The sequence below is a fragment of the Candidatus Merdisoma sp. JLR.KK006 genome (genome assembly GCF_036941035.1).
GTDB lineage: Bacteria > Bacillota > Clostridia > Lachnospirales > Lachnospiraceae > Laedolimicola.
Genome location: NZ_JAYMNS010000016.1, coordinates 38,808 through 55,794 on the forward strand (window position 1 = coordinate 38,808; position 16,987 = coordinate 55,794).

15 protein-coding genes are annotated in these 16,987 nt (G+C 44.8%); 11 read left to right on the forward strand and 4 right to left on the reverse strand.

All coding sequences use genetic code 11. The features are described 5' to 3' along the window. The 9 genes from VSQ61_RS13215 to VSQ61_RS13255 all read left to right on the forward strand — a co-directional run bounded on the left by VSQ61_RS13215 (position 1) and on the right by VSQ61_RS13255 (position 9,222). The gene (locus tag VSQ61_RS13215) at positions 1-939 is read left to right on the forward strand and encodes an ABC transporter permease (protein WP_334344889.1); all 939 of its coding nucleotides are present in this window, start codon (positions 1-3) and stop codon (positions 937-939) included. 23 nt (positions 940-962) lie between these two features. Then, positions 963-1,973 (forward strand): substrate-binding domain-containing protein, encoded by a 1,011-nt coding sequence (locus VSQ61_RS13220; RefSeq protein WP_334344890.1) that lies wholly within the window; start codon positions 963-965, stop codon positions 1,971-1,973. Positions 1,974-2,216: 243 nt separating this feature from the next. After that, positions 2,217-3,068: a class II fructose-1,6-bisphosphate aldolase gene (fba, locus tag VSQ61_RS13225; protein WP_334344891.1), complete on the forward strand. Its 852-nt coding sequence runs from the start codon at positions 2,217-2,219 to the stop codon at positions 3,066-3,068. Between the two features lie 27 nt (positions 3,069-3,095). Further along, positions 3,096-3,365: a hypothetical protein gene (locus tag VSQ61_RS13230; RefSeq protein ID WP_334344892.1), complete on the forward strand. Its 270-nt coding sequence runs from the start codon at positions 3,096-3,098 to the stop codon at positions 3,363-3,365. 72 nt (positions 3,366-3,437) lie between these two features. Then, a complete protein-coding gene (locus tag VSQ61_RS13235) occupies positions 3,438-5,192 on the forward strand; it encodes a hypothetical protein (RefSeq protein WP_334344893.1) in 1,755 nt (584 codons plus the stop codon). A gap of 23 nt (positions 5,193-5,215) precedes the next feature. Further along, the gene (locus VSQ61_RS13240; protein ID WP_334344894.1) at positions 5,216-5,752 is read left to right on the forward strand and encodes a transcription repressor NadR; all 537 of its coding nucleotides are present in this window, start codon (positions 5,216-5,218) and stop codon (positions 5,750-5,752) included. 86 nt (positions 5,753-5,838) lie between these two features. Continuing rightward, positions 5,839-6,903 carry a PTS sugar transporter subunit IIC gene (locus VSQ61_RS13245; protein WP_334344895.1) on the forward strand — a complete coding sequence of 355 codons (1,065 nt, stop codon included), beginning with the start codon at positions 5,839-5,841 and terminating at the stop codon, positions 6,901-6,903. Between the two features lie 142 nt (positions 6,904-7,045). Next, positions 7,046-8,536, forward strand: a complete 1,491-nt coding sequence (locus VSQ61_RS13250) for a HAMP domain-containing sensor histidine kinase (protein ID WP_334344896.1) — start codon at positions 7,046-7,048, stop codon at positions 8,534-8,536. Next, entirely contained in the window at positions 8,533-9,222 is a 690-nt protein-coding gene (locus VSQ61_RS13255) for a response regulator transcription factor (protein ID WP_334344897.1), read from the forward strand. The genes VSQ61_RS13250 and VSQ61_RS13255 overlap by 4 nt, the downstream gene beginning before the upstream one ends. Positions 9,223-9,287: 65 nt before the next feature. Here the strand turns inward: VSQ61_RS13255 and VSQ61_RS13260 are convergent, their stop codons facing one another. From VSQ61_RS13260 to murC, 4 genes are all read right to left on the reverse strand, one after another. Then, positions 9,288-10,481, reverse strand: coding sequence for a ribose-phosphate pyrophosphokinase (locus tag VSQ61_RS13260; protein ID WP_334344939.1), 1,194 nt, complete (start codon positions 10,479-10,481; stop codon positions 9,288-9,290). Between the two features lie 24 nt (positions 10,482-10,505). After that, a complete protein-coding gene (locus VSQ61_RS13265) occupies positions 10,506-11,468 on the reverse strand; it encodes an ATP-binding protein (RefSeq protein ID WP_334344940.1) in 963 nt (320 codons plus the stop codon). 24 nt (positions 11,469-11,492) lie between these two features. Next, positions 11,493-12,509, reverse strand: coding sequence for a DnaD domain protein (locus VSQ61_RS13270; RefSeq protein ID WP_334344898.1), 1,017 nt, complete (start codon positions 12,507-12,509; stop codon positions 11,493-11,495). Positions 12,510-12,862: 353 nt separating this feature from the next. After that, a complete protein-coding gene (gene murC, locus VSQ61_RS13275) occupies positions 12,863-14,242 on the reverse strand; it encodes a UDP-N-acetylmuramate--L-alanine ligase (RefSeq protein ID WP_334344899.1) in 1,380 nt (459 codons plus the stop codon). A 289-nt stretch (positions 14,243-14,531) separates the two neighbouring features. Between murC and VSQ61_RS13280 the strand changes: the two genes are divergently transcribed. Beyond that, positions 14,532-15,803 carry a glucose-1-phosphate adenylyltransferase gene (locus VSQ61_RS13280; RefSeq protein ID WP_334344900.1) on the forward strand — a complete coding sequence of 424 codons (1,272 nt, stop codon included), beginning with the start codon at positions 14,532-14,534 and terminating at the stop codon, positions 15,801-15,803. Beyond that, a complete protein-coding gene (gene glgD, locus VSQ61_RS13285; RefSeq protein WP_334344901.1) occupies positions 15,803-16,921 on the forward strand; it encodes a glucose-1-phosphate adenylyltransferase subunit GlgD in 1,119 nt (372 codons plus the stop codon). Before VSQ61_RS13280 ends, glgD begins: the two co-directional genes overlap by 1 nt. Positions 16,922-16,987: the final 66 nt, after the last annotated feature.

Genomic DNA, 16,987 nt, shown 5'->3' on the forward strand with positions numbered 1-16,987 from the left:
ATGGAACAGAGTAAGTTTAACATGGAATTTGCCAGAAAATATGGAATTTTGATGGTTCTGGTGGTGATGTGGATTCTTCTGATGATAGTATCGCCTACATTTCGAACAACAAAAAATGCAGTTAATATTTTGCGACAGGTATCTGTAAATGGAATTATAGCGATCGGAATGACCTTTGTCATTATGACGGGAGGAATTGACCTGACGGTAGGTTCTTTGGTGGCGGTAGCCGGTGTTGTGTCAGGAAGCATTCTGGTGGCAAATCCATCTAATGTAGCAGTTGCGGTAATAGCAGGCATTGTGATTTGTGCATTTTTTGGAGCGATGAACGGATTTTTTGTTGCATATATGGGTGTGCCGCCCTTTGTGGCAACACTTGCCGGAATGACAATTGCCAGAGGATTTGCATATGTATATTCCGATGGAAAACCTTACACGCTTGCATCGGAGGGATTCAGCTTAATCGGTAAGGGTATGACACCCATTGTGATTTTTGTCATTATTTTGATTGTGTGCCATATGTTTCTTTCCAAAATGAAATTTGGCCGATATATTTATGCCGTAGGCGGCAACGTAAAGGCGGCAGAAGCTTCCGGTGTAAAAGTAAAGCATATTTTGATGAAGGTTTATATTTTGAGTGGAGTGCTGACGGGAATAGCGGGAATTGTTCTGGCATCCAGAACAAATTCCGGGCAGCCGGCCGTAGGAACCGGGTATGAGACGGATGCAATTGCGGCTGCTGTAATCGGAGGCACTAGTATGACGGGAGGAATCGGAACGATTCCCGGAACTTTAATCGGGATCCTGATTATTGGTACACTGAATAATGGATTGAATTTGCTGGATGTATCTTCCTATTATCAGCAGATCATCAAGGGACTGATTATTTTGGGAGCTGTTTGCTTTGATATTATGTCTAAAAAATATCAAAGTAGATAATAAAAAAGAAAGGTGAGAAAATTATGAAAAAGAAAGTTTTAGCAGCAATTATGGCAGGAGTGATGCTTCTTGGTTTAACGGCATGCGGCTCCAAAGAGCAGGCACCGGCAGAGACGGACACACCGGAAACAGGTGCAGCAGGTGAGACGGAAGAGCCGGCAAATGAGGAAAACGCTTCCGGAGGTGAAACCATCAAAATTGGGGTTTTGATGAAGACAATGTCCGATACATATTCCAATAAGCTGGGTGAGGCTATTCAGGCATATGCGACAGATACATATTCCGAAGTAGAGCTTTATCTGATGGATGGACAGGCTGACATTGCAAAGCAGATTTCTCAAGCAGAGGACTTGATTGCGAAACAGGTAGATGTCATCATATTGAATCCTCAGGATGCAGATGGTTCCGCACAGGTTCTGGATTTGGCTGCGGACGCAGATGTTCCGGTTATTGAAGTTAATACGGAAACAACACGTACAGATTATGTATCCTTTGTAGGCTCTGATGACAGACAGGCCGGAGAAATTATGGGCAATTTTGTAATGGAACAGCTTGGTGCGGATGGCGGACAGTATGCAATTTTGGAAGGTGAGATGGGGCAAAGCGCACAGCTTCTTCGCTATGAAGGCTTAGAGAACACAATCCTTGCAAATGAAGCCTTTGACTGTGCCGCAACGCTTTCTGCTAACTGGTCCAGAGATGAGGCTATGGCGACTACGGAGGACTGGCTTGGAAAGTATGCGGATTTGAAGGCAATCATTTGTGAGAATGATGATATGTCTATGGGCGCTTTGCAGGCAGCGGAATCTCAGAATAGAGAATTGGTTATTATTGGAACAGATGCAATTCCGGATGCTCTGCAGGCTGTAAAGGACGGACGACTTTCCGGAACGGTACTTCAGGATGCTGACACGCAGGCGAGCACATCTGTTGATGTGGCTGTTAAAGTTGCGAAGGGCGAGACTGTGGAAGCACGGTATGATGTTCCCTTCCAGCTGATTACAATTGATAATGTGGATGACTTTATTGAATAAAATAGAATAGTATAGGCGTAAAATGCCCCGCTGTCAAAAACAATTAGTTTGTGTCGGCGGGGTTGTTTTTAACTTACCTTATATTATAGGCAAGGAATATTAACCAATTTGTAACATTCATTTAAACGAAATGGACTAACGGCGGGGTGAAACTGAGTTGACAAACCGCCCCGGCTATAGTAGGATGAAAACAGAAAATTTCGGAAAAACACAGGAAAATAAGTAGAGCAGGAGGATGTGGATATGTCATTTGTAACATCAGAGAAAATGCTTCTGGATGCCCAGAAAGGCGGCTACGCAGTAGGAGCATTCAATGTAGAAAATATGGAGATGGTGATGGCTGTCATTGCAGCGGCGGAGGAGCTTCATGCGCCCCTTATGCTTCAGACTACGCCGTCTACCGTAAAGTATGCAGGTCTTGATATGTATTTGGCTAACGTAAAGACAGCAGCTAAAAGGGCAAAGGTTCCCGTTTGCATGCATCTGGATCATGGAGACAGCTTTGATCTGGCTATGCAGGCCCTGAGAGTTGGCTACAGTTCTATTATGATTGACGGATCTCATAATGTGTTTGAGGAAAACATTGCAGTTACAAAGGCAGTGACAGATGCCTGCCGTCCGTCCGGGGTGCCTGTAGAGGCAGAGCTTGGCAAGGTAGGCGGCAAGGAGGATGATTTGGACGGCGGCAATGGCGGCTATACGGATCCTATGGAAGCAAAGGAATTTGTGGAGCGCACAGGAGTTGGCTCCCTTGCGGTAGCCATTGGAACGGCTCATGGTGTATATAAGGGAGAACCGAAGCTGGATCTGGATCGCCTGGCTGAGATCCGTAAAGTAGTTTCTATTCCGTTGGTCCTTCACGGAGCAAGCGGTCTTTCGGAGGAAGCGGTGAAGGAAAGTATCAAGCGTGGAATCTGCAAGGTGAACTTTGCCACAGAGCTGCGAATTGCTTATACGGACGGCGTGAAGGAATTCCTGGCGGCAAATCCGGATGCTTTTGATCCGAAGAAGTATGGCAAGGCAGCTATGGAGCATGTGAAGGAGATTGTAAAGCTTCGCATGAAGATGTGCGGCTGCGATGGAAAAGCAGAATAAGGCAGGAAGCAGGAAAGGGAGCAGAACATGAAGGTTCATCAGCTGGAGCAGTTTTACAAAGAGAATGTCGGCCGTTTTAAAGAACAAATGAAAAAACAGGAAAAGGAGCGGTTGGAACAGGTAAGAAAGCAGGTTCGTGAGGAACAGAAAGCGCTTTATGAAAAGAAGCTCCAGGAGTCCAGAGAAGCCAGACAAAGAGAACTTCGTCTGATACAGGAAGAGCTGATGCGGATTACAGAACAGGCAGCAGGACTGAAAGCTCAGATTGATAGAGCTTTAGTGGGAAAAGAAGAGTAATTACAGAGTGGGTGCCGCTTTAGAAGAAACTTTTGCGGCGCCCTCTTTTGCCATATAGAAAAGGGAAAGAAAATGATAGCAGATAAAAAAACAATAGATCGAAAAAAGGTGCAGCATTTGATTTTTATCGGTTTGTTTCTTTTGATAGAGCTCTTTTTAATCAGGCGCAGCTTTTATGGCTTTAATACAGCAGATGAGATGTATTATATAGGAACATCGGAAAGAATATATCGAGGGGAGAAGCTGTTGATTGATGAATGGCATCCCTCGCAGCAGCTCTGCAGTTTTTTGCTGCATCCAATCTATGGTCTTATTCGCACAATTATGGGCACTACAGAGGGAATTGTTATAGCCAGCCGTTTTTTATATCTTGTGTTTGAAGGTATGATTACAGTGCTGCTTTATCTGCGCTTTCAGCGCAGAGGAGCTGTGTCCTATGGTCCGGCTTTTTTGTTTTTGATATTTGTTCCCTTTGGCATTTGTGCTATGTCCTATAATTCCATTGAATTTGGGATATTGACATTGCTGTTAGCCATGCTTTCAGCGCAAATGGAACATTCGGTGCCGGAATATCTGTTTTGCGGGATTCTTATGGCGGCGCTTGTCTTGGCTAATCCTTTTGCGCTCCTTATGTATGCAGCTTATGGATTGATTTGCCTGGGGATAACGGTTCTAAATCAACGAAAAAAGAAGAAGACAGAAGGAGCTCTTTGCTTTAAAAATTTTTTGTGGATGACTTTGGGCGCCGGAATCATTTTAATACTTTTTGTACTTTTTGTATTTCAGCGCGGGACTTTACAAGAGTTAGTCGCCAATGTGCCTTATGTTATAGGGGACCCGGAACATCAAAATGCAGGTCTTTGGTATAAAACAAAACGTTATTTTGAATTATGCTTTAAGAGCTATCGGTATATGTTTTGCGGGTTGAGTCTGATTTATTTGGCAACCCTGTTAGATAGAAAACGCTGTGAACACAGTGTGGCATATATGCTTTTGGCTTCCGCAGCTGTTTTCCCAAGTATGGTTTATTACGGATTTATTGCTGAGCATATTCCGGTCAATTACCAGATGCTCCCTCTGGCATTCTGGTGCCTGGAAGCCTATTTTGTTACAAAGAATAAAGAACAAAGGCTATTCTATGGCTGGTACATGCCTGCCATGATTTTTACTATGATTGTGCAGTATGCTACAGATACGGGAATTGTTAATATCAGTGCGGCTTACAGTCTCTGCTCTTGTGTGGGGCTCGTGTTTGCTGCTCAGTGGCTGAAAGAAATATGGGACAGGGATGAAGGCAACTGGCTTTTTCGGCGCAAGGCAGGAGCGGGGCTTGTTTTTACAATTGTGTTTTTGCAATTTTTGGGAAGCTTTTATCTGCGGATGACATATGCATGCGGAGATGAACGCATGCCGATGCTTACTCAGAAAATGGAGAGAGGTCCCTTGAAAGGGGTTTATACTACAAAAGAGACAGCCAAGTGGTATGGAGAGGTATTGGAGGAATTGGACAGCCTGAATTTGACAAAAGAGGATCAACTGATGGTTTTTGGCGTGGCGCCATGGATCTACCTCTATATTGAGGCAGGCTGCGGCAGTTACTCTACCTGGCAGGTTTATGAGGGAAGTACGCAATTGTACGATTATTATACTTTGCATCCGGACAAATTTCCCAATGTTATCTACATGGCTCACTGGGCAGACATTTTCCTGGATTGTGAACTGTCAGAGCCTTTTAAGGAGAGAGGATATGAAGTAGTGTACAGAGGGACCGGAACCGTGATGATGGCACCAGAGCGGTCCTGGCCCGGGAAACAGACAGATGTTTGAGTGAATAAACAGAAAGGCGCTTAATGATGGAAAAGGTATTAGATGGGGATCGGAGAAGAGAGGAAATCATACGGATACTGGCAGACAGCGTTAGCCCGGTTTCGGGAACAGAGCTTGCCAGAAGGCTCCAGGTGAGCAGGCAGGTTATTGTACAGGATGTGGCTCTTTTAAGGGCTGTTAATAAAAACATTCTTTCCACCAACAAGGGCTATCTTCTGTTTGAACCTGGCAGGGGAGCAGGGGAATGCAGAAAGACGGTGTGTGTTCGCCACACAACAGAGCAGGTGCTGGAGGAATTTTATGCGATAGTGGACTTGGGAGGAAAGATTCTGGACGTAGTGGTTGAACATGAGCTTTATGGGCAGATAGCGGTGGACCTTATTATAGCCAGCCGGCAGGATGCAGATGAGTTTTATCAAAAAATGCAGGAAAATCGGGCAAAGCCTTTAAAGGAGCTGACAGAGGATGTCCATTATCATACGATTATAGTAAAGGATAAGGCGGCTATGGAGCGGATTGAGAAAGCGTTGGAAAAGAAAGGATTTTTAATGGAAGGTTGACTTTCGCCATTAGGTATGATAAGCTGTCTCTTGACTGACAAGACAGTTGACGTTACAACTGTGAAATGCTGAAAAGAGGAGCGGCTATGGAAAAATTAAAAAAGGTATGCAATCATATTTTTATTGACGGACTAAGCGGTATGGCCTTGGGTTTGTTTGCCACCCTATTAACAGGTACAATTATTCAACAGATTGGACTTCTTATAGGGGGGAATGCAGGGAATACGGTTTATTTCTTCGGAAAAATGGCGGCAGCTGTAACAGGAGCAGGGATTGGTGTGGGTACGGCCTGCAAATTTAAAGAAAGCCCACTGGTAGTTTTATCTGCGGCAACGGCAGGTATGATGGGAGCCTTTGCGTCCAATATTCTGGCGGGTAAGGTTTTGGTGGAGGGAGCCATTGTTCTGTCTGGGCCGGGCGAGCCGCTGGGGGCTTTTATCGCAGCTCTTGTGGGAATTGAACTGGGACATCTTGTATCAGGAAGGACAAAGGTTGATATTCTGGTAACGCCGCTTACGGTGATTTTGTCTGGCTCAGTGGTCGGACTTATTCTTGGGCCTCCTATCAGCAGCTTTATGGGAGCACTGGGAGCCGTAATTAACTGGGGAACGATACAGCAGCCTTTCCTGATGGGTATTATCGTGTCTGTCCTGATGGGCATGATTTTGACACTTCCTATAAGTTCTGCAGCCCTGGGGATTATTCTGAACCTATCCGGAATTGCAGCAGGTGCGGCAACCATTGGCTGCTGCTGCAATATGGTGGGCTTTGCGGTGGCAAGCTTTCGGGAGAATAAGGCGGGCGGTTTGCTGGCGCAGGGCTTGGGAACTTCTATGCTTCAGGTGCCGAACATTCTCCGCAGGCCGGTTATCTGGATTCCGGCCATTCTTTCCAGTGCCATTTTAGGTCCTATAGGAACCATGGTTATGAATATGCAGAGCAATGCATCCGGTTCCGGAATGGGAACCTGCGGATTGGTAGGCCAGATTATGACCTGGCAGGTAATGGCGCCTATAGAGGGGCCGGCAGTTACGCTTATCAAAATTCTTGTAATGCATTTTGTTCTTCCGGCAGTTCTGACACTGGCAATTTCTGAGTTTATGCGGAAAAAGGGCTGGATTCATTATGGTGATATGAAACTGGATTTGTAAAAAAATATAGTGGATATTCTGATCTGGGGCTGTTCTGTTTGGAACAGCCTTTTTGCTAAAATGAAATAATTTAGAAAAAATTTATATTTTTTATAATACTTTTTCTACAAGTGTTCCATATCCATGCTATAATAAAACTATTATGAAACTTCGCACAAAACTAATTATTACATTTCTGATTTTGATCTTAGTTCCGGTTCTGTTCACAGGAGTTGCTTTTTATGGTTTTGGAAAATATCAGATCAAATCCATAGAGGAGCTTTATGGTGTTGAGAATCCTACCTATGAGACATTCTCTAATACAACTGCTATGCTTAGCAGAGCTACACAGATTGTCTATGAGGGGATGCGGCAGAAGCTGGAAGAAAGTCCGGCGGCTTTTGAAGATCCGGAGTACTTGGCTTCTGTCAATGCAGAACTGGAGACTCGCCATTCTTTTCTGGTAGTGCGTAAAGGTGATACCTACATTTATTGCGGCAGAGAAGGAGCGCAGGAGCAGTTGTTTTCCATGCTGCCGGAGTATGAAAAGTATACAACCTCCCAGGATACCGGGATTTATGTGGGCGGAAATGTGCAGGTGCTGGCAAAGCAGCTGGACTTTACTTTTCCGGACGGCGCAGAGGGCAGTGCGTTCATTATTACATCTCTGCGAAGCATGATACCGGAGATGGAATCTCTGATATTGGATATGGTATTGACCATCTTGCTGGTTTTGGTATTTACCAGTGTAATACTGACGGCATGGATTTATAAAAGCATTGTTACCCCCATTCATCACCTGCAAGTGGCAACGAAAAATATTACAGAGGGAAATCTGGATTTTGAGATGCCGGCAGGGGGAGATGATGAGATTGGCGAGCTCTGTACAGACTTTGAGGAAATGCGCAGAAGGTTAAAGGAGTCTGCGGAGGAAAAGGTGGAATCTGAACGTCAGAATAAAGAACTTATCAGTAATATTTCTCATGACTTAAAGACACCTATTGCGGCGGTGAAAGGTTATGTGGAGGGCTTGATGGATGGAGTGGCGGATACGCCAAAGAAGCAGGAAAAATATCTTCGAACCATCTACAACAAGGCAAACGATATGGACCGGCTGATCAATGAACTGAGTTTTTATTCCAAGATTGATACCAACCGCATTCCTTATACCTTTGAGAAGATCAATGTGAATGCTTATTTTGCGGACTGTGTGGAAGAACTGTCCATAGAGTTGGAGGAACAGGATATTGAGTTGTCCTATTTTAATTATGTGGAGGAAGAAATTCAGGTAATTGCAGATGCAGAGCAGATTAAGCGTGTAATAAATAACATTGTTGGTAATTCTATCAAATATATTGACAAGCCCAAGGGTATGGTCAACATCCGGGTGAAAGACGTTGGGGACTTTATTCAGGTGGAGATTGAGGATAATGGAAAGGGAATTGCAGCCAAGGATTTGCCCCAGATCTTTGATCGCTTTTATCGGGCGGATGTTTCCCGCAATTCCTCTAAGGGAGGAAGCGGTATTGGACTTTCCATTGTGAAGAAGATTGTGGAGGATCATGGGGGCCAGGTGTGGGCTACCAGTAAAGAGCATACAGGTACAGTGATGTATTTTGTCCTTAGAAAATATCAGGAGGTTCCGATAACATGAGTAGAATATTGATTATAGAAGACGAAGAATCCATTGCAGATCTGGAGAAGGATTATCTGGAACTGAGCGGCTTTGAGGTTGAGATTGAAGGAGAGGGGACTAGAGGGCTGGAGAGGGCTCTTAATGAGGACTTTCAATTAGTGATTCTGGATTTGATGCTGCCGGGGGTGGATGGATTTGAGATTTGCAGGCTGCTCCGGGAGGCAAAGAATACGCCGATTATTATGGTTTCTGCTAAAAAGGATGATATTGACAAGATCCGTGGTCTGGGTCTGGGAGCCGATGACTATATGACAAAGCCATTCAGTCCAAGCGAGCTGGTGGCCAGAGTGAAGGCTCATCTTACCCGTTATGAGCGGCTGGTCAGCAGCAATGTGAAGGAAAATCAGGTGATCGAGATCCGCGGGATAAAGATTGACAAGACGGCTCGCCGGGTATGGGTGAATGGAGAGGAAAAGAATTTTACTTCCCGGGAATTTGATCTTTTAACCTTTCTTGCGGAAAATCCCAACCATGTGTTTACCAAAGAAGAGCTGTTCCGTCAGATCTGGGATATGGATTCCGTTGGCGACATTGCTACTGTGACAGTGCATATTAAGAAAATCCGTGAAAAGATTGAATTTAATTCTACAAAACCCCAATACATTGAGACAATATGGGGTGTAGGATACCGCTTTAAAGTGTAATAGATTGTAAGCCCTGCATATAAAAAGCGCTTCCAAGGCCGTACGGCTTTGAGAAGCGCTTTTTATCAGTCGTCTAAAATGGGCTGTCGGGCCTCGTATTTTTTCACAAGAGCCTGAATCCGATCATAGGGATCCAGCAGATCGCTGATGGACACATCATGATTCAAGGTATCAATAAGAAGAGCAATATATTTGCTCATATCGCAATTAATATAATAAGGGCGCTTCAAAAGCTCTGGTGTCTGGTAAACCAGATTTGTAGTGAGGACCCGGGAGATAATACCTTTCTCATAGGCCTCATCAAACTGATTCAGTCCATTGGTAAACAAACCAAAGGTGGAGAAGACAAAGATTCGTTCAGCTCCGCGTTTTTTCAGTTCACCAGCCACTTCTAACACGCTGTCTCCGGAAGAAATCATGTCATCCACGATAATCATATCCTTCCCCTTGATTCCTTCTCCTAAAAATTCGTGGGAAATAATGGGATTCCGTCCTTTTACAAGCTTCGTATAATCTCGCCTCTTATAGAACATGCCCATATCCAGTCCCAGAACATTGGCAAGATAAACAGCCCGGGACATACCGCCTTCATCCGGACTTATCACAAGCATATGCTCACTGTCAAGCTGCAGATCCTGCACATTCTCCAAAAGCCCTTTGACCATCTGGTAAGTCGAAGGAATAGTCTCGAAGCCGTAAAGGGGAATGGCATTCTGTACACGGGGATCATGGGCCTCAAAGGTGAGGATGTTTTCCACTCCCATTGCCACAAGCTCTTGAAGAGCAAGAGCGCAGTCCAATGATTCCCGAGCAGTCCGCTTATGCTGCCGGCTTTCATAAAGAAATGGCATAATAACTGTGATACGCCGGGCCTTTCCGCCGATAGCGGCAATAACGCGTTTCAAATCCTGAAAATGGTCATCTGGGGACATGTGATTCGTATACCCGTAGAGCTGGTAGGTTAGGCTGTAGTTGCAGACATCTACCATCAGATAAAGGTCATTACCTCTTACGGAATCGGAAAGGCTTCCCTTGGCTTCTCCGGAACCAAAACGGGGGGTTTTGGCTTCAATGAGATAGGAATCCCGCTCATAACCAGTAAAGGCAATGTTGGATTTGTGCTCCAGCTCACTGGAGTGACGCCACTTTACCAGATAGTCGTTGACCTGCTGACCTAGCTGCTGACAGCTCTTTAAAGGAATCAGGCCAAGTGATCCTACAGGAATGGTTTCAAGTACACGCTGACTGCGCTGTAACAACATAATATCCTCCGTTTTCTGGCACTAAGTGCCGGTCTGCAATTTTTTTCGGATCCGTATATCGGTTCCGGGAAGTTTTCGAATGGTATAGCTGCTGATGATACGGGACAGGGTACGCTCTGAGTAAATATTCTGCAGAGCTTCCATATCCAGATTGGAAGAAATTAAGGTAGCTTTTCTTCTTAGAATCCGTTCATTGATGCAAAGAAAGAACTGGGATACGGTAAAGGAGTTAGGCAGTTCTGTTCCCAGATCATCAATAATGAGCAGATCACAGTCCAAAATATAAGGATAGGCCTGCTGGGGAGAAGTATCGCCATGGTCATTTCCGAAAACAGCTTTTGAGAGAAGCTGAAATAATTGAAAGGCCGTTAAATAGACAACGGAATGCCCCGTGTCCATCAATTCCTTTGCGATACAGTTGGAAAGGAAGGTCTTTCCCGTCCCCACGGCTCCCAGAAGAAGCAGATTCTGAAACTCCCTGTCAAAGGCTTCAATGAAAAGCCTTGCATCCATTACATGATGTTTCATAATCTCCAGATCCTCTCCCTCATACCAGGAATAGGAAAAGGTGTGGAAATTTTCTTGCGCTAAAATTTCCTTTAAATGGGACTGGTGATAGATGAGTTCAATCTCAGCCTGTAAAAAACAATGGCATTTTTCAGTTCCTATGTATCCGGTATCCTGACAATCCGGACAGGTATAGGACGGCTCCAGATCCTTTAAGGTATAGCCGCCGGCTTCCAAAAGGCTTTGGCGCTTGCGGCGAAGCTGAGCCAGTTCGTTCTTTAATTGGTTTTGTCTTTCCGGATGGCCGTTTATGGAAGCCCGAACCTGTTCTGCCTGAAGAGAGACAAGCGAGGCGTCCAGAGAAGAAAGCAGTGGAATTTGATTTTGTATTTTTGTGAGGCGTTCTTCCAGCTCCCTGCGATTTTTTGCCTGCCGGCTGGCGTAGGTACGCATAATCGCCTCATATTGGGTATTCATCAAAGGCAAGGGGATTTCCTCCCATTAGTGGTTGATAAGCTGCTTTTCCAATTCCTGAAAATTGTAGCTGCGTTCCCGGAAATTATGAAATCGGCTGGATGGAGCAGCCTTTTTGGCCTGTACTTCTTCCGAATGGTTCTTTGCCGCCTGATGCTGCTGGTCCAGAGCTTCCAGATCGGATAGGCGGACAACGCCCCGTTCCTTCCAGCGTCCCAAGATCCGATCTGCATATTCAAAGCTGGGCTGATGGATGGCGGTCATAGTGCGGCTGCAGGCTTCTGCAATCAGCTCCTGCGAAAAGCCCCATTCCTTCATCCATTTATTCATATACACAATTTCTCCCTCCACCGGATTCCGGCCGGAAATGCCGAATGCCTTTAAGATAGAAAAATAGGCTTTGCTGTAGGTGGAAGTTTGCTGCTTGGCCTGGCTGACAGTAGTATAACCGCTTTTATGCCAGCCAAGGGCTACAGATTCTATGTAACGCAGACTTTTGTGCTGCTTGGAGACACAGTACTCCACCAGATATTCAATGAGATCTGCGCTGAAGCCCAAGGTGTCATGAAAGTACATGATTCGGGAAACCTCTGTGGAACTTAAGGTCTTTCCCAGATACTGCTCACAGATAAAAAGGAGCTGCTTTGCCTCGTCCTGTGACAAAGGGGAAACCGATGTAAAAGGAGAAGATTCGGAGGAACCTTCAGGTACCAAGGGAGCGTCTGTCTCCGGATTGGCGGCTTTCGCTTCGTTCTCTGTCAGGCAGATACCAGTAAGGGCCTTGGACTCATCATATTCCAGCTTTAACAAATGCATCTTTTCCCAATACTTTAAAGCGCGCTGTACATCGCTCTCTGTATGGTCAAACTTGTCCGCAATCAAGGAAATGGAAAGCTCCTGCATATCGGACTTCAGACAGCGCAAGAGGTACAGGTATACCTTTACGTATTCGCCGTTGGCGGCAGGCATATATTCGTCTAAAAATATGTCAGAGACTGGGGTGTGGCCTGTATGAGCCGGGCCGTGCAGTTGAAAATGGGTCATAATGCTTGCCTCCTTGGTGGGGATCGGCAGTACAGCTATATTCCGATGAGCGGAAGACAGCACTGCTTATTGCTTTTGTGAACATTTTACCATAACTCTTTCAAAATGCAAATGTTCTTTTTTGAAGTCTGTACCTTGAAAACTCAGGTGGATAATCCGGTTGGATTATGTGGATAATGTGGATAACTTTGTGGAGAAGTATTATTTGCAACCGACAAAGAGGGGATGTACACTTGAAAAATACAGGAATTGTTCATTTTGAGAGAAAAATTTATGTCAACAGTTTGTCCACAAAAAAATCCACATGTTTTTTAACCAAAATCGGTGTATAAACATGTGGATAATGTGGATAACTAGCGATTTAAAAGATTTTCTCCAATGTTTATCACATTTCCGGCGCCCATAGTTATGCACAAGTCCCCGTGTAAACATTTTTTTAATAAAAATTTTTCAATTTCTTGAAAAGAAGGAAAATAATGGACATCTGCACCTAATTTTTTCAATTCCGCCGCCAATGTCTGTGAGCTGATTCCCAGTGTGTCGGTTTCACGGGCGGCGTAAATATCTGCTAATACAATATGATCTGCCAGGGCCAGAGCTTCTGCAAATTCTGACAGAAATGCCTTGGTTCGTGTGTAGGTATGGGGCTGGAAGACGCACCAGATCTCTCTGTGGGGATAGAGGGACGCAGCTTCCAATGTGGCCCGGATCTCTGTGGGATGATGGGCATAATCATCAATTATGGTAAAGCCGTTTACCTGGCCTTTATACTGGAAACGCCGGTCCGTTCCGGTAAAAGAAAGAAGACCCTTTTGAATGTCTTCCGAAGAAATGTGAAGGGCCTTGGCCACAGCAATAGCAGCCAGTGCATTGGACACATTATGTGCACCCGGAACAGCCAATTGGACAGGTGTTTCATCCGTCCGGTCAATTACTGCCATAAAGGAGGCGTGGGCCAAGGTATCGTAGGAAAGGCCGGAAGCATAATAATTGCTCTCGGGGTTCATGCCGAAGGTTATTACAGAACAGGCCAGCCCCTCTGTAATCTCCTGATACTGTTCAATATCCCGGTTTATGATCAGAAGACCATCCTGGGGTATAAGCTGGGCAAAACGCCGGAAGGAATGGCGGATATCGGCCAAATCCCGGAAGAAGTCCATATGGTCTTCTTCTATATTTAATATGATCCCGACGGTGGGATAAAATTCCAGAAAGCTATTGGTATATTCACATGCTTCCGTAAGAAAGGTCCCGGAACGGCCTACACGGATATTTCCTCCGATTGAGGGCAGAATACCGCCTACTGAGATGGTAGGATCTGCGTTGGCGGCCATTAGAATAGAAGCAATCATAGAGGTAGTGGTAGTTTTTCCGTGTGTTCCGGCCACGGCAATAGCAGTCTTGTAGTTGGCCATAATCTGTCCAAGCAATTGGGCTCTGGAAAGCATGGGGAGCTTTCGGTCCTTTGCGGCGGCGAATTCCGGATTGTCCGGATGGATAGCGGCAGTATAGACAACCAACTGGCAGTCCTTGGGAATATTGGAGGATTTCTGCCCGATCAAAATCCGGGCGCCTCGGGCTTCTAAGTGTTTTGTCAGTTCGGAAGCCCTGCTGTCAGAGCCGGAGATACGGAATTGTTCCTTTAAGAGTATTTCTGCCAGTCCGCTCATACTGATGCCGCCGATGCCGATAAAATGGATAGAAATGGGGTTGTGAAAATCAATATGATACATTCGATACACATCCTGTCTTTTAATTATTTGCATTTCACTTATCAGTATAACCTTATTTTATGAAAATGCAAAGATTATGCAAGAAAAAAATACAGAAAAGAGGAAAAGTTAACAAGAAATGGGTATTGGTTTAATACAATATAGAGAAAATGCCGAAAACATTGTGAAAAACTTGTCGCAAAATGTTTAAAATAATTTGGCAAATTTATAAAAAAATGTTCACTATTTACAAGAGATATGGTATAATTCGTATCATAGACGAACTAATATTACAACAAGAGGTGATTACGTGATTAAAAAAGAAATGATTGCCATGCTTTTGGCAGGCGGCCAGGGAAGCCGTCTTGGCGTACTGACCGCCAAGGTTGCGAAACCGGCTGTTTCATTTGGCGGAAAATACAGAATTATCGATTTTCCCTTAAGCAATTGCATTAATTCCGGTGTTGACACTGTTGGAGTGCTGACACAATATCAGCCACTGCGCCTGAATACCCATATAGGAATCGGAATGCCGTGGGATCTGGACCGCAATATAGGGGGTGTTACTGTTCTTCCGCCCTATGAGAAGAGTAATAACAGTGAATGGTACACCGGTACAGCCAATGCCATTTATCAGAATCTGGACTATATTGACACCTATAATCCGGAGTATGTGTTGATCTTGTCCGGCGACCATATTTATAAGATGGATTATGAAGTGATGCTTGATTTCCATAAGGAGAACAATGCGGACGTAACAATTGCAGTTATGCCTGTACCAATGGAGGAGGCAAGCCGTTTCGGCATTATGATCACGGACGGTGAGAATCGGATTACCGAGTTTGAAGAGAAGCCGGAGCATCCCAGAAGCAATCTGGCATCCATGGGTATTTACATTTTCAGCTGGAAGATTCTGCGCAATGCATTGATTGAGATGTCCAGCCAGCAGAGCTGTGACTTCGGAAAACATATTATTCCATATTGTCATGACAACGGCAACCGTCTATTTGCCTACGAGTTCAATGGCTACTGGAAGGACGTTGGAACTTTGGGATCTTATTGGGAAGCCAACATGGAATTAATTGATATTATTCCGGAATTTAATCTTTATGAAGAGTTCTGGAAGATCTATACCAAGAGTGATGCGGTTCCGCCTCAATATATCTCTACGGAATCCAAGATTGAGCGCAGCATCATCAGCGGCGGCTCGGAGATATATGGAGATGTATTCAATTCTGTGATCGGATCAGGAGTTACGATAGGAAAGGGCACGGTGGTACGGGATTCCATTATAATGAAGAATACGGGCATCGGTGAAAATTGTACCATTGACAAGGCAATTATTGCAGAAGAGGTAGAGATTTCCGATGGTGTTGTTCTGGGAATAGGAGAGGATATCCCCAATAAAGTACAGCCGAAGATTTATTCCTTTGGCCTTGTAACCATAGGAGAGAATTCCTATATACCGCCAAATGTAAAGATTGGAAAGAATACAGCAATTTCCGGAGATACCACGCCGGATGATTACAAGGACGGCGTTCTGGAAAGCGGCGAGACATTGATAAAGGCAGGTGACAGATAATGAGAGCGATTGGAATTGTACTGGCAGGCGGAAGTAATCACAGAATGAGAGAGCTGTCCAACAAGAGAGCCGTTGCAGCAATGCCCGTAGCCGGAAGCTACCGGGGAATTGATTTTGCGCTCAGCAACATGTCCAACTCTCATATCCAGAGAGTAGCAGTGCTGACACAGTATAATGCACGCTCCCTGAATGAGCATTTGAGTTCATCCAAATGGTGGGATTTCGGCAGAAAGCAGGGAGGACTTTACATTTTTACTCCCACGATTACCGCAGACAATAATTCCTGGTACCGCGGTACGGCAGATTCTATCTATCAGAATTTGGACTGGCTTAAGAACAGCCATGAGCCCTATGTAGTGATTGCGTCCGGTGATGCTGTTTACAAGATGGATTATAATAAGGTGCTGGAGTATCACATTGACAAGAAAGCAGATATCACGGTTGTCTGCAAGGATCTTCCGGCCGGATCCGACACCACCCGTTTCGGTGTGCTGAAAACGGATGAGGAAGGGAGAATTTTGGATTTTGAGGAGAAGCCGGTAGAGACTCAGGAGAATACCATTTCCTGTGGAATCTATGTGATCCGCAGAAGACAGCTGATTGAACTGATTGAGAAGTGTGCGCAAGAGGAACGTTATGATTTTGTTCGGGATATCCTGATTCGCTATAAGAATCTGAAACGCATCTATGCATATAGAACTGCTGATTACTGGAACAGTATTTCCTCTGTAGAGTCTTATTATGAGACGAATATGGATTTCCTGAAAGCGGATGTGCGGAAATATTTCTTTAAGACATACCCGGATGTATACTCTAAAGTGTTGGATCTGCCTCCGGCCAAGTACAATCCTGGTTCTGACGTGAAGAACTCTCTGGTAGCCAGCGGCTGTATCATCAATGGAACCGTAGAAAATTCCGTTCTGTTTAAGAAGGTTTTCGTGGGAAATAATTGTGTAATTAAGAATTCCATTATTCTCAATGAGGTATATATTGGGGATAATACGTACATTGAAAATTGCATCGTGGAAAGCCGAGATACCATTCGCGCCAATTCTCGTTATGTGGGAGAGCATGGAGTGAAGATTGTTGTGGAAAAGAACGAGCGGTATGTACTGTAGTACATGAAAAACATGCAGTGGTTTACGAAGTGAACCATAACATAAATTGAGTTACAAGTAGATTCA